Annotated in this window: 13 protein-coding genes and 1 pseudogene; 11 read left to right on the plus strand and 3 right to left on the minus strand. The window is 53.1% G+C overall.

The features are described from left to right. Positions 1-215 precede the first annotated feature (215 nt). Together AC3Y5R_RS07385 and AC3Y5R_RS07390 are read left to right on the plus strand one after the other, a co-directional pair. Positions 216-1,235 (plus strand): hypothetical protein, encoded by a 1,020-nt coding sequence (locus tag AC3Y5R_RS07385; RefSeq protein WP_489920794.1) that lies wholly within the window; start codon positions 216-218, stop codon positions 1,233-1,235. A gap of 141 nt (positions 1,236-1,376) precedes the next feature. After that, positions 1,377-2,975 (plus strand): annotated as a pseudogene (locus AC3Y5R_RS07390) (TonB-dependent receptor plug domain-containing protein); the annotation flags it as partial. A gap of 16 nt (positions 2,976-2,991) precedes the next feature. Here AC3Y5R_RS07390 and ampG read toward each other — a convergent pair. After that, on the minus strand, positions 2,992-4,470 hold the full coding sequence (gene ampG, locus AC3Y5R_RS07395) for a muropeptide MFS transporter AmpG (RefSeq protein WP_489920795.1): 1,479 nt from the start codon (positions 4,468-4,470) through the stop codon (positions 2,992-2,994). 48 nt (positions 4,471-4,518) lie between these two features. Beyond that, positions 4,519-5,097 carry a lipoprotein gene (locus AC3Y5R_RS07400; protein WP_489920796.1) on the minus strand — a complete coding sequence of 193 codons (579 nt, stop codon included), beginning with the start codon at positions 5,095-5,097 and terminating at the stop codon, positions 4,519-4,521. A gap of 172 nt (positions 5,098-5,269) precedes the next feature. On the opposite strand from AC3Y5R_RS07400, the gene bolA reads away from it, so the two are divergent. The 9 genes from bolA (at position 5,270) to AC3Y5R_RS07445 (ending at position 15,620) form a co-directional block, all read left to right on the plus strand. Next, complete coding sequence (bolA, locus tag AC3Y5R_RS07405) at positions 5,270-5,584, plus strand: transcriptional regulator BolA (RefSeq protein WP_158783301.1); 315 nt, start codon at positions 5,270-5,272, stop codon at positions 5,582-5,584. Between the two features lie 322 nt (positions 5,585-5,906). Beyond that, a complete protein-coding gene (gene tig / locus AC3Y5R_RS07410) occupies positions 5,907-7,211 on the plus strand; it encodes a trigger factor (RefSeq protein WP_158783300.1) in 1,305 nt (434 codons plus the stop codon). A gap of 235 nt (positions 7,212-7,446) precedes the next feature. Continuing rightward, positions 7,447-8,070 (plus strand): ATP-dependent Clp endopeptidase proteolytic subunit ClpP, encoded by a 624-nt coding sequence (gene clpP, locus AC3Y5R_RS07415; protein WP_024967267.1) that lies wholly within the window; start codon positions 7,447-7,449, stop codon positions 8,068-8,070. Positions 8,071-8,191: 121 nt separating this feature from the next. Then, positions 8,192-9,466 carry an ATP-dependent protease ATP-binding subunit ClpX gene (gene clpX / locus AC3Y5R_RS07420; protein WP_158783299.1) on the plus strand — a complete coding sequence of 425 codons (1,275 nt, stop codon included), beginning with the start codon at positions 8,192-8,194 and terminating at the stop codon, positions 9,464-9,466. A 189-nt stretch (positions 9,467-9,655) separates the two neighbouring features. Next, the gene (gene lon / locus AC3Y5R_RS07425; protein WP_489920797.1) at positions 9,656-12,010 is read left to right on the plus strand and encodes an endopeptidase La; all 2,355 of its coding nucleotides are present in this window, start codon (positions 9,656-9,658) and stop codon (positions 12,008-12,010) included. Between the two features lie 220 nt (positions 12,011-12,230). Beyond that, positions 12,231-12,503, plus strand: a complete 273-nt coding sequence (hupB, locus tag AC3Y5R_RS07430) for a nucleoid-associated protein HU-beta (RefSeq protein ID WP_158783297.1) — start codon at positions 12,231-12,233, stop codon at positions 12,501-12,503. 199 nt (positions 12,504-12,702) lie between these two features. Beyond that, positions 12,703-14,574 (plus strand): peptidylprolyl isomerase, encoded by a 1,872-nt coding sequence (gene ppiD / locus AC3Y5R_RS07435; RefSeq protein ID WP_489920798.1) that lies wholly within the window; start codon positions 12,703-12,705, stop codon positions 14,572-14,574. A gap of 139 nt (positions 14,575-14,713) precedes the next feature. Next, positions 14,714-15,106: a helix-hairpin-helix domain-containing protein gene (locus tag AC3Y5R_RS07440; RefSeq protein ID WP_489920799.1), complete on the plus strand. Its 393-nt coding sequence runs from the start codon at positions 14,714-14,716 to the stop codon at positions 15,104-15,106. A gap of 112 nt (positions 15,107-15,218) precedes the next feature. Continuing rightward, complete coding sequence (locus AC3Y5R_RS07445) at positions 15,219-15,620, plus strand: acyl-CoA thioesterase (RefSeq protein WP_489920800.1); 402 nt, start codon at positions 15,219-15,221, stop codon at positions 15,618-15,620. Here the strand turns inward: AC3Y5R_RS07445 and queC are convergent. Then, the gene (gene queC / locus AC3Y5R_RS07450; protein ID WP_489920801.1) at positions 15,612-16,307 is read right to left on the minus strand and encodes a 7-cyano-7-deazaguanine synthase QueC; all 696 of its coding nucleotides are present in this window, start codon (positions 16,305-16,307) and stop codon (positions 15,612-15,614) included. The two genes, AC3Y5R_RS07445 and queC, sit on opposite strands and share 9 nt — an antisense overlap. Positions 16,308-16,315: the final 8 nt, after the last annotated feature.

Raw genomic sequence — 16,315 nt, forward strand, 5'->3', positions numbered from 1 at the left:
TTCGGGTCAGGGACATGGGCAGGAAACATCACAAAAAAACAGCATGTTACCTGACGCAGCCTTAATGCGACAGAACCACCATGACGCATGAGTGTTGTATCCAGCTTGTCCAATTGACTAGGAAATGTACTACAGTATCTTTTGTGGGCTTGTATATCATCACTCGCCATAATTAGAAGTTATGATCCATACGTCAATAATCCCAGGAGTGTTAGATGCTAATCAATATCGCTTCGCTGAATGTTCGCACTTTATACCCGAACCCTATGCATAATGCCCCGTCTCCTGATTATCCGCCGATCGAACAGCCTGATCGGGAAGATGATGAGTCTATCGAAGATTATATTGAAAAAAAAGTAACTGAAAAAATTGAGCTAATTCATACTTATTTAGAAATTGCTGTTCAAAATGATGCCCGACAGGGAGAGTGTCTGTTCTTTACACTTCCGGAATTCTTCTGGAACATATCATGGTATTCATTACGAGAGTTGAGTGAGATTAATTACATTACTGAGTACTACATGGATAACCTTTCTGATATAGTCAAGTCCATCATCCTTAAATATCCAGAAGAAAGTTGCGGTAAAATTGTTTTCCTGTCTGGAACGGTCGGAACCCTCGTTAACATCGAAAATAATTTATTCGATGCTATCAATTATCTTTTATGCGTTGATAATTTTAACCTTCCGTCCGATGGTGACGTCAATATATCAATGTGGCCAAAGCGGGGAAATGCCTATAATGATTACGGTGAGGGGTTCGACCAGGAAAACGGGAAGATATATTATTATGTTGGTGAAAGAAACCATACATTTTCCATAGGGATAATTGACACATCAGATGTCGCAGCAGAACATAGCTCTGAAGAATACGGTCCAACGTTCAATAATGACGTTTTACCTGGCATTCCTTTTGTCATTTCTATATGTGCGGATTATTCTAACGATTATGAATTTCGTCAAGATGAAATAAAAAATAAGGATTCGATTTTGCATTTCCTTATTGCCTGTGGGATGCAGTTAAACCCGCAACATAATTATGGTAGTTCAGTCCAGTTTACGATAAGAAATGACGGTTTTACTGGTGATCTTTATTATCCAAAAGCTGGGGGTGTACAGGTCAGACCCGTCTCGAATGGATACATGTATGGTGATGATTTAACGCCTTTGTTAACAATACCTTTTGGAGAGGTTAGAGAGAGCTTTGTTCTTCATGAAATTGACATCGTTACTTAATGAATTTTTTCTGGGTATCAGAATTAGATGTAGCTAATCTAATTAAAAGAATCCTTACCCTTATTTATCATAAGTGTTTCACATTTTTGTCGACTTGTAATAAGTGAAAACACTGTTTTCGATATGCCAAACGTCTATTAAGGGTATACCTCGCTGTTGCAGGGACCGAATCAGTTGGGCGGTTCGATTAATCTCACCACTCAGCAGCCGAAAAAACCACTGGAAGGCCGCATTGGCTACCGGCAGGGCTGGAGTCGGGGTGAACGCAACGCCAGGGACATGGATGCTTCTCTGGGCATGAAAGCTGACAGCGGGTTCCTGCAGCTCAACGGCAGCCAGTTGAAAAGGGATTTCACCGGACTTGCGCACGGTGTGACCAACCCGATAGCCGGAGAGAACGGCAAACGCAGTAACTCGGCGTCAGAGGATAAGCGCGGAATGGTTAAGCTGGGCTGGACCCCACGTGAAAGCGATGAGTATCTCTTCAGCTGGATCGGCCAGCAGAGCAATAAAAACAGCCCGCCGTATGCCGGAACCGCTGCCGTGCAGCCACGCTACTGGCAGTGGCCTGAATATGATAAGCAAAGTCTTTACTACCAGGGTATCACAGCATTAGGGGGGGGGTTCACTCTGAAATCCCGGGTCTATCACGACACATTTAAGAATACCCTGCTGATGTATAACTCTGCTGCGGCGCTGCGGAATAAGCAGGGCAATTACAGCCATTATGACGACTACAGCAACGGAGCAAGTCTGCAACTGGCTGCTAACGTGCGTGACAGCGATCTGCTCTCCTTTGCCACACACTGGAAAGACGATGTGCACCGCGAGCAGGGCTCTAAAAATGGCCCGGTTGATCGTTATGCTGACCGGACCTGGTCGCTGGCGACGGAATATCAGTGGGCTGTCACCGATGCTCTGGATGCGGTTGCGGGCATCAGCTATGACTGGCGGCAAAGCCTTGAAGGACTGAAACATGAAAGTAACGGCACTCTCACCCGCTATGACGGCAATCGTCAGCATGCGTTTAACTGGCAGACGCTGATGAAATACCATTTGATGGGTGGTGATACGCTCTCCTTCTCGCTGGCGGACAGAACCCGTTTTCCGACGCAAAAAGAACGTTATACCACCTCTCGTCCGGCCTATGCCGTGTCCGCGCTGGTGAATCCTCACCTTCAGCCGGAACGGGCGCAAAGCGTTGACATGAGCTGGAATGGCGCACTGAGTGAACTCTGGCGCTATGAGATCAGTGCTTTTTACAATCATCTGAGCAATACCATTCTCAGCCATGATATCGATGCGCAGACGGTACAGAACCGTAACAGCGGTGAAGTGAACTATCGCGGGCTGGATTTCGGGCTGAACGGCGCAATGGGCAAAAAAGCTAAAGTGGGCCTGAACTATGGCCTGATCCACAGTGAGGTGAAGCAGCGTTCTGCCGGTAAAATTACCGGGCTGCCGACGCAAACACTGACTACCTGGGTTACGTTCAACTGACTTGAAAACTGGAGTATGACGCTGATGGAAGAAGCGCGGTCAGCCAGTTACAGCGACAATGCTGGTACCCGTAAAGCAGCAGGTTATGCGATCAGCCATCTTCGTATGGACCTGCAACTCGGGAAGGGATTCAGCGTTAACGCGGCTGTTCAGAATCTCTTTGATAAAGAGTATGCGCTGACAGAAGGTTTTGACGAGTCGGGAAGGCAGTTCTGGGCCGGGCTGGAATACCGTTTCTGATACTCCAGCCCGCAGGCTAAACCTGATGGGGGCGGCGCAGAGCCAGGTAATCCAGCAGGCTGCCGCAGACGATCCCCGCCACGGCCAGAATCATGCCGCTTTGCAGTAGCAGGTTCACAAGGGCACCGGCATCAAGCCAGCCGGTAGCCCTTAAAGCCAGCAGGATCAGACCGGCCGCTACCAGGGCTGCGCCGGTCTTCAGCGCTCTCAGCGTCCAGCGATAGCCGCTGGTGAAGTGGCTGCGGGGAGTAAAGTCTTCACCGCTTTGCGCCCGCTCCAGTGTGGTTTTACAGCCTGCCAGCAACAGCAGCCCCGGCAGCGCAGCCACCACTGAAAAAGCATAGAATGTTGGCCAGCCCCAGGCTTCGACAAACCAGCCCGCTACCGGCCCGACATAGACACGACCAACGGCAGAAAGTGCCGAGAGCAGGGCGAACTGGGTCGCCGAGAAGGATTTGTTGCACAGCGTCATCAGCAGTGCGACAAAAGCAGCCGTGCCCATACCACCGCACAGGTTCTCAACAAAGACCGCCGCTGCCATGCTGTATAGGTGTTTATCGGTGACCGCCAGCCCCCAGTAGGCCAGATTGGAAACGGCCTGCAGGATGCCAAACAACATCAGCGCACGGAACATGCTCAGACGCTGCATGAGTACGCCCCCGTAAAGTGCGCCAATAATTGTTGCGGCCAGGCCAAGAGTTTTGTTGATCAGCCCGACGTCACCGGCATCAAAGCCAACGCCGCGGATCAGGAAGATGGTGGTCAGGCTGAGGGCAAATGCATCGCCCAGCTTATAAAGGACAATCAGCGAAAGGATCAGCCAGGCGTTGTTGCGGTTGAAGAAGTCACGCAGTGGCGCAATCACCGCTTCTTCCAGCGTTTTAGGCTGCACGATGGCATCATCCGGCTCCCTCGCCATCAGCGTGGCGATCACGCCAGGGATCATCATTGCCGCCATCACCCACCAGATTGCGTGCCAGCCGAAGTAGCGGTCAGCCAGCCACAGCGCCAGCCCACCGGAAACCAGCATTGCCAGACGGTAACCCAGCACGCTGATTGCCGCACCGCTGCCTCGCTCTTCGGCGGGCAGCACGTCCGTCTTCCAGGCATCAAACACGATATCCTGCGAGGCGGAACAAAAGGCGACCAGCACCGCCAGCGCGGCCAGCAGGGTCAGGTCACGGGAGGGATTCATAAAGCCCATCAGCGCGATGCCGACGATCAACAGGATCTGTGTCACCAGCAGCCAGCCGCGACGACGGCCTAAAAACGGCGGCGTGTAGCGATCCATCAGCGGTGACCAGAGGAATTTGAAGACATAAGCCTGGCCCACCAGAGAGAAGAAGCCGATGGTTTTGATATCAACGTTTTCCACTGCCATCCATGCCTGTAGCGTGCCGGAAGTCAGTGCGAGAGGTAAACCAGAGGCAAACCCGAGGATCAGAAGAAGGGCGGCATTACGTTGGGTAAAGATCTGCAGATAGTGACTGGGCATACGGACCTTAAAACACGGCCCGCCACCGCAGTGGCGGGCAAAGGCAAATTAACGGGCGTTTTGCTTGATGAACTCGTGAATGCTGGTGTCATGAGCCATATCGGCGATCACGTCGCTGAGCGTGGAGTTAACTGCGTTAGTGATTTTGGCGTTGGTGGCAGAGAATGCTCCTTCAACGCTGTAGGTCTGACGGTAGTTTTTCACCTGCTTGCTGCCATTTTTGGCGGTTGCGATGATCGAGATGTCTGCTTTAGTGGTGATGCTGTAACGCACGTTACCCTGAGTCACGTCAGCGTAAAGGTTGTTAACCACGATCTGCAGATCAACTGCGCCGTTAGGGCCAATCATATAACCACGAGCACCCATCTGCTTCTCCAGCACTTCCTGCAGCAGGAAGCGCAGATCGCGGGAAGGGGTCAGGGTGACCAGCTGGCCGTCACGGTTAACCCTGGCCAGCGCCTGGTCGCTGCGCTGATCGGCACCATTGATGCTGACGGTCACGCCCATCAGGCTGGGATCCTGCTGCGGCAGCTGAATTTTCGGAGATACGGTGAGTGTGTTGCTGTTGCTTGCACAGCCAGCCAGAATAAATACGGCCAGCAGAGGGAAAAATATTTTTTTTAACATGCTTATTTTCTCGGTAACTAAAAGGTTTAGTGCAGACGTTACTGCGGTCATCATAACATCGCTTAAGCCAAGAGGAAGCCCTCAGAGCGCGTAAATTCATCGCCTTGCATTTTTAAACCAGCTAATATTTAAAGGGATGGGTTAGTGCCCGCTGTAGTAGAGGAGTAAAGGTATGATCCGCGAACAAATAGAAGCAAAGTTAAGAACGGCGTTTGCTCCCTTGCATCTTGAGGTTCATGACGAAAGTTACCGTCATAACGTGCCCGCCGGTGCAGAAAGCCACTTTAAAGTGGTGATTGTCAGCGACAGTTTCCTTAATCAGAGATTTCTGATGCGCCACCGTGCCATCTATGGGGCGTTGGCGGATGAGCTGGCCGGAAGCGTCCACGCACTGGCTCTGCATACCTACACTGAGAAAGAGTGGGAAGGGCTGCAGGACACGGTTCCAGCCTCGCCGAACTGCCGGGGAGCCGGAACGCTGGCCTGATTATCCTGTTTTAATGCTAAGCGGCCTGCGGGCCGCTTTGTTGTTTATGGGGAAAAATGCATGCGCAAGACCGATTTTTATCGGGTTTGTGAGGCAAAAGAAGCCAAGTTAGCGAAATGGGAGGCGGTAGCAGCCTCGACTCGCTTTGAGGTTGTCGCTATAATGCTGCGTCTATTTTTCCGGAATGTCTTCGGGACGCTTCTGGTACAGGGAATGCGGTTCTGACATCAGAAGCGGTCCCGGTTCTTAGTCTCTACCCTGTTTCTTGCGGAGCAGGGAGGGTCTGAAGTTGACCGAGCACGTGATTTTTTGAGGTAATAAGATGCAAGCTTCAGTAGAAACAACTCAGGGCCTGGGCCGTCGCGTTACGATTACCGTTGATAAAGATGTGATCGAAAACGCGGTGAAAAGCGAGCTGGTCAGCGTATCTAAAAAGGTACGTATTGATGGTTTCCGCAAAGGGAAAGTGCCAATGACTGTCGTGGCACAGCGCTACGGCGCCTCTGTTCGCCAGGACGTTCTGGGCGATCTGATGCAGCGCAACTTTGTTGACGCTATCATCAAAGAGAAAATTAATCCGGCTGGCGCCCCTAACTACGTGCCAGGCGAATACAAAACCGGTGAAGACTTCACTTACGCCGTTGAGTTTGAAGTGTACCCGGAAGTTGAGCTGAAAGGTCTGGAAGCAATCGAAGTTGAAAAACCGGTTGTGGAAGTGACTGACGCCGACGTTGACACCATGCTGGACACCCTGCGTAAGCAGCAGGCCACCTGGAAAGAAACTGACCGCGCAGCAGAAGCAGAAGACCGCGCCACCATCGATTTCACCGGCTCTGTAGACGGCGAAGAGTTCGAAGGCGGCAAAGCGTCTGACTTCGTGCTGGCGATGGGCCAGGGTCGTATGATCCCAGGTTTTGAAGAGGGCGTTGTCGGTCACAAAGCTGGCGAAACCTTCACTATCGACGTGAACTTCCCGGAAGATTACCACGCTGAAAACCTGAAAGGGAAAGCAGCGAAGTTTGAAATCGTGCTGAAGAAAGTTGAAGAGCGTGAACTGCCAGAATTCACCGAAGAGTTCATCAAGCGTTTCGGCGTGGAAGATGGTTCTGTAGCCGGTCTGCGCACCGAAGTGCGTAAAAACATGGAGCGTGAGCTGAAAGGTGCCGTGCGTAACCGTGTCAAGACTCAGGCAATCGACGGTCTGGTCAGCGCTAATGATATCGAAGTGCCAACTGCACTGATCGATGGCGAAATCGACGTGCTGAAGCGTCAGGCTGCACAGCGTTTTGGCGGCAACGAGAAGCAGGCTCTGGAACTGCCACGTGAGCTGTTCGAAGAGCAGGCTAAGCGCCGCGTTGTTGTTGGACTGCTGTTGGGTGAAGTAATCCGCACTCACGAGCTGAAAGCTGACGAAGACCGTGTTAAAGCGCTGATCGAAGAAATGGCTTCTGCTTACGAAGATCCACGTGAAGTGATTGAGTTCTACAGCAAGAACAACGAGCTGATGAACAACATGCGTAACGTCGCTCTGGAAGAGCAGGCTGTTGAAGCCGTGCTGGAAAAAGCGAAAGTGACCGAAAAGGCCACTAACTTCCAGGAACTGATGAACCAGACCCAGACGGCCTGATTCACTGATTCTGAAGGATAATCAAAAGCCCGCGGTTGTGACGATCGCGGGCTTTTTGCATTTATCAGATGCGCGGAGTGGGATAACAGCGCTTATTCGCTCATTTATCCGGCAAATTATCGACTAAGCTACTTTTCCTGGTTAGCAGTTGATAAAAACGTTGTTATGCTTGAATCAGTGGGGCAGCATCCCCAGATAGGTATCCGGCCAAGTGAAATTTATCCAGGAGACGATAATGTCATACAGTGGCGAACGTGAACAAACAGCACCTCATATGGCATTAGTGCCAATGGTGGTTGAGCAGACCTCTCGCGGAGAGCGCTCTTACGACATTTTTTCCCGCCTGCTCAAGGAACGTATCATCTTTCTGACCGGTCAGGTCGAAGATCATATGGCGAACCTGATCGTCGCCCAGATGCTGTTCCTGGAAGCTGAGAACCCGGAAAAAGATATTCACCTTTACATCAACTCCCCTGGCGGCGTGATCACTGCGGGTATGTCAATCTATGACACCATGAAGTTCATCAAGCCTGATGTCAGCACCATCTGTATGGGGCAGGCCTGTTCCATGGGCGCGTTCCTGCTGACCGCCGGAGCCAAAGGCAAGCGTTACTGCCTGCCAAACTCCCGCGTGATGATCCACCAGCCGCTGGGCGGCTACCAGGGCCAGGCGACGGATATTGAAATCCACGCGCGTGAAATCCTGAAGGTCAAACAGCGTATGAATGAGCTGATGGCGGAACATACGGGCAAAACTCTTGAAGAAATCGAGCGTGACACAGAACGTGACCGTTTCCTGTCCGCCAGCGAAGCTGTAGAGTATGGTCTGGTAGATTCCATTCTGACGCATCGCACTTAAGCCCATCGCCTCTGAGTCGTCTATAGTTACTGCAGGGGCGTAAGCGACGAATGAGGGTGCCGCCAGGCGGCATCATCGCCGCAATAAAGTGCGGACGAAGAAAAACAGAAGAGGTTAACTGATGACAGATAAGCGCAAAGACGGTTCAGGAAAGCTGCTGTACTGCTCTTTTTGCGGCAAAAGCCAGCATGAAGTGCGCAAGCTGATTGCCGGCCCGTCAGTGTATATCTGCGATGAATGTGTCGACTTGTGTAACGACATCATTCGCGAAGAGATTAAAGAAGTCGCGCCGCATCGCGAGCGTAGTGCGCTGCCGACGCCGCATGAAATCCGCCATCACCTCGACGATTACGTTATCGGTCAGGAAAGAGCGAAGAAAGTGCTGGCAGTGGCGGTCTATAACCACTACAAACGTCTGCGTAACGGCGATACCAGCAACGGCATCGAGCTTGGCAAAAGTAACATTCTGCTGATCGGCCCGACCGGTAGCGGTAAGACACTGCTGGCCGAAACCCTGGCTCGCCTGCTGGACGTTCCGTTCACCATGGCCGATGCCACCACCCTGACCGAAGCCGGTTATGTGGGTGAAGACGTCGAGAACATCATTCAGAAGCTGCTGCAGAAGTGCGACTATGACGTACAGAAAGCGCAGCGTGGGATCGTTTATATCGATGAAATCGATAAAATCTCCCGCAAATCTGATAACCCTTCCATCACCCGTGACGTGTCGGGTGAGGGCGTTCAGCAGGCACTGCTGAAGCTGATTGAAGGGACCGTGGCTGCCGTGCCACCGCAGGGTGGACGCAAGCATCCGCAGCAGGAATTCCTGCAGGTTGATACCTCCAAAATCCTGTTTATCTGTGGCGGTGCGTTTGCCGGCCTGGATAAAGTGATCTCGCAGCGCGTGGAAACCGGATCCGGTATTGGTTTTGGTGCCACGGTGAAAGGCAAATCGCAGAAAGCGACGGAAGGTCAGCTGCTGGAACAGGTTGAGCCGGAAGATCTGATAAAATTTGGTCTGATCCCTGAGTTTATCGGTCGCCTGCCCGTCGTGGCAACGCTGAATGAACTGAGTGAAGAAGCGCTGATCCAGATTCTGCGCGAACCGAAAAATGCCCTGACCAAGCAGTATCAGGCATTGTTTAATCTGGAAGGCGTGGAGCTGGAGTTCCGCGACGAAGCCCTGACGGCGATTGCCAAAAAGGCGATGTCACGCAAAACCGGTGCACGTGGCCTCCGCTCCATCGTGGAAGGTGCGCTGCTGAATACCATGTATGACCTCCCTTCAATGGACGACGTGGAAAAAGTGGTGATTGACGATTCAGTGATCGACGGCCAGACCGAACCGATGCTGATCTATGGAAAACACGAAGCGCAGCAGGCTTCTGGTGAATAAATAACCACATCTTTCCAGTCAGTTATCTTAAAAAGGGGGAAATTTTTCCCCCTTTTGTTTTTCTCTCGCACAGAACGTTGAATGTCTTATATTCATCCCCATATACTCAACTACCTGTGGGTAAAACTGCTATGAGTGTCTGTTGCGGTTCCCATCACCCTGGCGGAAATTAAACTAAGAGAGAGCTCTATGAATCCTGAGCGTTCTGAACGCATTGAAATCCCTGTGTTGCCGTTGCGTGACGTAGTGGTTTATCCGCACATGGTAATTCCGTTGTTTGTTGGCCGTGAAAAATCGATTCGCTGCCTTGAAGCGGCCATGGATCATGACAAAAAGATCATGCTGGTCGCTCAGAAAGAGGCTTCAACGGATGAACCTGGCATTAACGATCTCTTCTCTGTAGGGACCGTGGCTTCCATCCTGCAGATGCTTAAGCTGCCTGACGGTACGGTTAAAGTGCTGGTAGAAGGTCTGCAGCGTGCGCATATCACCACGCTGGCTGACAATGGCGACCACTTTACTGCCCAGGCCGAGTACCTGGCCTCGCCGGAAATTGACGAGCGCGAGCAGGAAGTGCTGGTGCGTACGGCCATCAATCAGTTTGAAGGCTACATCAAACTGAACAAAAAAATCCCTCCCGAGGTGCTGACTTCCCTGAACAGCATCGAGGATGCGGCGCGCCTGGCCGATACCGTGGCCGCCCATATGCCGCTGAAGCTGGCGGATAAACAGTCCGTGCTGGAAATGTCAGATGTGAACGAGCGTCTGGAATATCTGATGGCGATGATGGAGTCGGAGATTGACCTGCTGCAGGTTGAGAAGCGCATCCGTAACCGCGTCAAAAAGCAGATGGAAAAAAGCCAGCGCGAGTACTACCTGAACGAACAGATGAAGGCGATTCAGAAAGAGCTGGGCGAGATGGACGATGCGCCTGACGAAAATGAAGCGCTGAAACGCAAAATCGACGCGGCGAAAATGCCGAAAGAGGCGCGTGACAAAACCGAAGCCGAGCTGCAGAAGCTGAAGATGATGTCGCCGATGTCTGCTGAAGCTACCGTGGTTCGTGGTTATATCGACTGGATGGTGCAGGTTCCGTGGAACGCACGCAGCAAGGTGAAGAAGGATCTGGTGAAGGCGCAGGAAACACTGGATACCGACCACTTCGGCCTGGAGCGGGTGAAAGACCGTATCCTGGAATATTTAGCCGTGCAGAGCCGCGTCAGCAAAATCAAAGGGCCGATCCTGTGTCTGGTGGGACCTCCTGGCGTGGGTAAAACCTCTCTGGGTCAGTCCATCGCCAAAGCTACAGGCCGTAAATATGTGCGGATGGCGCTGGGTGGCGTGCGTGACGAAGCGGAAATCCGTGGTCACCGCCGTACCTATATCGGCTCCATGCCGGGCAAACTGATCCAGAAAATGGCGAAAGTTGGGGTGAAAAACCCACTGTTCCTGCTGGATGAGATCGACAAGATGTCTTCTGACATGCGCGGCGATCCGGCTTCCGCCCTGCTGGAAGTGCTCGATCCGGAACAGAACATTGCCTTTAACGATCACTACCTGGAAGTGGATTACGATCTCTCCGACGTGATGTTCGTGGCAACGTCTAACTCAATGAACATCCCGGCTCCGCTGCTGGATCGTATGGAAGTCATCCGCCTGTCGGGTTACACCGAGGACGAGAAACTCAATATTGCCAAACAGCACCTGCTGTCCAAGCAGATTGAGCGTAATGCCCTGAAGCCAAGCGAGCTGACCGTGGATGACAGCGCGATTGTGGGCATCATCCGTTACTACACCCGCGAAGCTGGTGTGCGTAGCCTTGAGCGCGAACTGTCCAAGCTGTGCCGTAAAGCAGTGAAAACGCTGCTGATGGACAAATCCATCAAGCATATTGAGATCAATGCGGACAACCTGAAAGATTATCTGGGCGTACAGCGCTATGACTACGGTCGTGCCGACAGCGAAAACCGCGTGGGTCAGGTAACTGGTCTGGCGTGGACGGAAGTAGGCGGCGACCTGCTAACCATCGAAACCGCCTGCGTGCCGGGCAAAGGCAAGCTGACCTACACCGGTTCACTGGGTGAAGTGATGCAGGAGTCCATTCAGGCAGCGCTGACCGTGGTGCGCGCCCGTGCGGAGAAGCTGGGTATCAACGGCGACTTCTATGAAAAACGCGACATCCACGTGCACGTTCCTGAAGGGGCAACGCCGAAGGATGGTCCAAGTGCCGGTATCGCAATGTGCACCGCGCTGGTCTCCTGCCTGACAGGTAACCCGGTGCGTGCCGATGTTGCGATGACCGGTGAGATCACGCTGCGCGGTCAGGTTCTGCCAATCGGCGGCCTGAAAGAAAAACTGCTGGCTGCACACCGTGGTGGCATCAAAACCGTGCTGATCCCGGACGAAAATAAACGCGATCTGGAAGAGATCCCGGACAACGTTATTGCCGATCTGGACATCCATCCGGTCAAGCGTATTGAGGAAGTGCTGACCCTGGCACTGCAAAATGCGCCTTACGGCATGCAGGTTGCCACCGCAAAATAGTGATTTAAGACAAAAAGACCACAAAACCAGAGCTGGCAGGCAAATTCGGACTTGCCAGCTTTTTTTTGTGCCGCTAATTTAGAGGGCTGTTAAGCCAGTGAAGGCCAAAGCATGCGGCATCCTGTTACGGCTCAACAGACAAAAATCTTACATAACTGATGCGCGTTCGTGGCAGGTGGGAAGCCTGACCGCGAAGTGAATAATCATAGGGGATGATTGAGTGAATAAGTCACAGTTGATCGACAAAATCGCTGCAAATGCTGATATTTCTAAAGCGGCAGCCGGACGTGTATTAGATGCTTTTATGGGTTCTGTTTCTGATTCCCTGAAAGCAGGCGATGAAGTCGCGCTGGTCGGTTTCGGGACCTTCTCTGTTCGTGAGCGTTCAGAGCGTACCGGTCGTAATCCACAAACCGGCAAAGAAATTACTATTCCAGCGGGTAAAGTACCAGGCTTCCGTGCCGGTAAAGCGCTGAAAGACGCCGTTAATTAAGGCGTTCTGAGCAATTTCTCTGGTCACAATGAGGACTGTCCAGGCGTTCTCATGTACCATACGGGGCACATCAGGATACTGATGTGCCTTTTTTTCAACGATCACCGGGCCTGATACGCAGCGGCGTGGAGCGTTCCTGGGAACGTGGGACGAAAGCTCAAGGTTTTACATTCACACTACAGCGGAGTGTTGTCACACCATGATGGACAATTTACGCGCGGCGTCGAACCATGTCGTGCTCAAAATTATATTGGGTCTGATCTGCCTGTCTTTTATCCTGACCGGGGTGGGCAACTACCTGATTGGCGGCAACGGGGATTATGCAGCCAAAGTTAACGGGCAGGAAATCAGCCGCGCACAGCTTGAAAGAGCGTTCTCCAGCGAGCGTTCACGCCAGCAGCAGCAGCTGGGCGATCAGTTCTCCCAACTGGCGAGCAACCCGGCCTATCTGCAGCAGGTCCGCCAGCAGGCGCTGTCTCAGCTGATCGATGAACGCTTACTGGATCAGTATGCGAAAGACCTCGGCCTGGCGATCAGCGACGCACAGATCAAGCAGGCGATCTTCAGCCAGCCCGCTTTCCAGACTAACGGCAAGTTCGACAACGCCAAATATCTGGGCATTATCAATAATATGGGCTTTTCGGCCGATCAGTATGCGGAAGCACTGCGTAAGCAGCTGACCACCCAGCAGCTGGTGGCCTCTGTCACTGGCACCGACTTTATGCTGAAGGGTGAAACCGATGCGCTGGCCGCTCTGGTTTCTCAGGAGCGTCTGGTGCGCGAAGCGACGATCAATGTGAGCGCACTGAGCGCAAAACAGACCGTCAGCGACGAAGAAGTGAAGAACTACTACGAGCAGAACAAAAACAACTTCATGACGCCTGAGCAGTTCCGCGTCAGCTATATCAAACTGGATGCGGCTTCCCTGCAGGAAACGGCCAGCGAGAGCGATATCCAGAGCTGGTACGATCAGCATCAGGCGGATTACACCCAGCCGCAGCGCAGCCGCTTTAGCATTATTCAGACCAAAACTGAGGCTGATGCCCAGTCGGTGCTGGATGCGCTGAAAAAAGGCGGTGACTTTGCCGCGCTGGCAAAGCAGAAATCAGCTGACCCGATCTCCGCACGTAACGGTGGTGACATGGGCTGGCTGGAGCCGGACACCACGCCGGACGAGCTGAAAAACGCAGGCCTTACTCAGAAAGGTCAGCTTTCTGGCGTGATTAAGTCTTCCGTGGGCTTTATTGTCGCCCGCCTGGATGATGTGCAGGCACAGCAGGTCAAACCACTGTCTGCGGTTCATGACGACATTGCCGCGAAAGTGAAGCAGGAAAAAGCGGTTGATGCCTATTACAAACTGCAGCAGAAAGTCAGTGATGCAGCCAGCAACGACAACGAGTCACTGGCAGGTGCTGAAGAAGCCGCAGGCGTAAAAGCGGTGGAGACGGGCTGGTTCAGCCACGACACCCCTCCGGCAGAGCTGAACTTCAAACCAGTAGAGCAGGCTATTTTCAACGGCGGCCTGGTCGGTGAGAACGGCGCGCCGGGCAGCAACTCGGACATCATTACCGTCGATGGCGACCGTGCTTTTGTGCTGCGTATCAGTGCCCACAAACCTGAAGCGGTGAAACCGCTGAGTGAAGTGACCGCTCAGATCACCGACATGCTGAAAACTGAAAAAGCGCAGAAAGAAGCGAAAGCGCAGGCAGAGAAGCTGATGGCCGATCTGAAAGCGGGCAAAGGCGATGAGGCGATGAAAGCGGCTAACCTCAGCTTCAGCGCGCAGAAAACGCTGACCCGTAACGGTCAGGATGCCATCACCCAGTCCGCCTTTACCATGCCGCTGCCGGAGAAAGACAAGCCGGGTTATGCGGTCAGTGAAGATGGTCAGGGCAATGTGGTGCTGGTGGCGCTGGATCAGGTTCGCAGCGGTTCAATGCCGGATGGGCAGAAGAAAGCGATGATTCAGGGCGTGACGCAGAACAACGCGCAGATCGCGTTTGAAGCTCTGCTCAGCAACCTGCGTAAAGAAGGCAAAATCAAATACGGTGCAGCTGCACAGGCCCAGTAAGCCTCGCACATTTTTTGCAACGCAATGCAATATCAAAGGCCGCTTATGCGGCCTTTTCCATTTCTGTTTTCTGCCGTTTGTGATGGTGCCGGGGCAGGAGTACCCTGGCTTCGCTGTCAAACACATGGAGGAAAACAGCATGCAAAACAAAGTAGTTTCAGCGTTGAGCTTTGCCTTACTGATTGGTACTGCAATGTTACCGGCTCAGGCCGAACAGGCGAACACAGTGGCAACGGCCACCGGACAGGTCAGTGCACCGGTGAGCGGGCAGGCCAGCGCAGAAGCTGGTCAGAACAGCTCTCCACGCAGCCAGGTGGCTTCTCCGTCCGCACTGGGCGGTCAGGTCAGCATTAACCAGGCAACGGCTGAGGAGCTGGCCGCCGCGCTGAATGGCGTTGGGCTGAAAAAAGCTCAGGCTATTGTCAGCTACCGCGAGGAGTACGGCGACTTCACTCAGGTCGAACAGTTGAAAGAGGTGCCGGGGATGGGCAATGCGCTGGTGGAGCGGAATCTGTCACGGCTGAAACTGTGATCGCCTTCGCGACTTTGCGAAAGCGCGTCTCCCGCTTAATGGCGGGCTGCTAATCTGTCAGAGGTCATACCAGTTGGTGTGACCTCTATTTTTTAAAAGGGGCAGAAGCGCTATGCAGACCACGATTAAAGTTCGCGGCTATCACCTGGATGTCTATCAGCACGTTAACAATGCTCGCTACCTGGAATTTCTGGAGGAGGCGCGCTGGGCCTGGCTGGAAAAGCTGGAGGCCTTTGACTGGATGACGGAAAACCGGCTGGCTTTTGTGGTGGTGAATATCAATATTAATTATCGCCGCCCGGCGGTGCTTGGCGACGTACTGGAAATCAACAGTCAGCTACTGGAGCTGGGGGGCAAAAGCGGGGTGATTGGTCAGACCGTCATCCTGTCACCGGGCGGCGAAGCCGTGGCGGATTCACGGCTGACCTTTGTCTGTATCGATCTGCGCACGCAAAAAGCGCAGCCGATGGAGGGAGAGCTGAAGCGCAGGATGGAGCAGATGCTGTCAGCGTAAACCCGTCTTGCGCTGCATTTCCTGCATCACGGTAGCGCTGCTGATCTGATACTCCTTTAGCCCGCTGGCGCGTAAATGGCAGGCAGCACATTCGCCACAGCCGTCGCCCTTCAAGCCGTTGTAACAGGTCAGAGTTTCGTTTCGCACCAGCGGCAGTTGCTGCCAGTAGTCGGCCAGCGCCCAGGTTTCCGCTTTGTTCAGCCACATCAGCGGCGTTTCAAAGCGTACGGGGCGCGCCATTCCCAGCTCTACCGCGTGATTCAGGGCCTTCACAAACTCATCGCGGCAGTCGGGATAGCCGGAAAAGTCAGTTTCACACACGCCGGTGATCACCGCTTCGGCTTCAACCTGGTATGCATAGATTGAAGCCAGGGTCAGAAAGAGGATATTGCGGCCCGGGACAAAGGTACTTGGCAGACCGCTGGCATCCGGATCGTAAGCAGGGACGGGAATGCTGTCGCGCGTCAGGCTGCTGACCGCCAGCTCATTGAGCAGGGTTACGTCCAGCACCTTGTGCGCACGGGCACCCAGATCGCGGGAGAGTTGCTGCGCAATATCGATTTCCGCGCGGTGACGCTGGCCGTAGTCGAAGGTGATGCAGTGCACCTCGTCATACTGCTTTAATGCCTGAATCAGACAGGTTGTTGAGTCCTGACCACCGCTGAAAACCACTACTGCACGTTTCATACTGTTCA

Source organism: Erwinia sp. 009765445, assembly GCF_058137865.1.

Bases quoted from the DNA above. Each gene is read 5' to 3' on its own strand.
- AC3Y5R_RS07385 (WP_489920794.1), top strand. From the start codon at position 216: ATGCTAATCAATATCGCTTCGCTGAATGTTCGCACTTTATACCCGAAC.
- ampG (WP_489920795.1), bottom strand. From the start codon at position 4,470: ATGCCCAGTCACTATCTGCAGATCTTTACCCAACGTAATGCCGCCCTT.
- AC3Y5R_RS07400 (WP_489920796.1), bottom strand. From the start codon at position 5,097: ATGTTAAAAAAAATATTTTTCCCTCTGCTGGCCGTATTTATTCTGGCT.
- bolA (WP_158783301.1), top strand. From the start codon at position 5,270: ATGATCCGCGAACAAATAGAAGCAAAGTTAAGAACGGCGTTTGCTCCC.
- tig (WP_158783300.1), top strand. From the start codon at position 5,907: ATGCAAGCTTCAGTAGAAACAACTCAGGGCCTGGGCCGTCGCGTTACG.
- clpP (WP_024967267.1), top strand. From the start codon at position 7,447: ATGTCATACAGTGGCGAACGTGAACAAACAGCACCTCATATGGCATTA.
- clpX (WP_158783299.1), top strand. From the start codon at position 8,192: ATGACAGATAAGCGCAAAGACGGTTCAGGAAAGCTGCTGTACTGCTCT.
- lon (WP_489920797.1), top strand. From the start codon at position 9,656: ATGAATCCTGAGCGTTCTGAACGCATTGAAATCCCTGTGTTGCCGTTG.
- ppiD (WP_489920798.1), top strand. From the start codon at position 12,703: ATGATGGACAATTTACGCGCGGCGTCGAACCATGTCGTGCTCAAAATT.
- AC3Y5R_RS07440 (WP_489920799.1), top strand. From the start codon at position 14,714: ATGCAAAACAAAGTAGTTTCAGCGTTGAGCTTTGCCTTACTGATTGGT.
- AC3Y5R_RS07445 (WP_489920800.1), top strand. From the start codon at position 15,219: ATGCAGACCACGATTAAAGTTCGCGGCTATCACCTGGATGTCTATCAG.
- queC (WP_489920801.1), bottom strand. From the start codon at position 16,307: ATGAAACGTGCAGTAGTGGTTTTCAGCGGTGGTCAGGACTCAACAACC.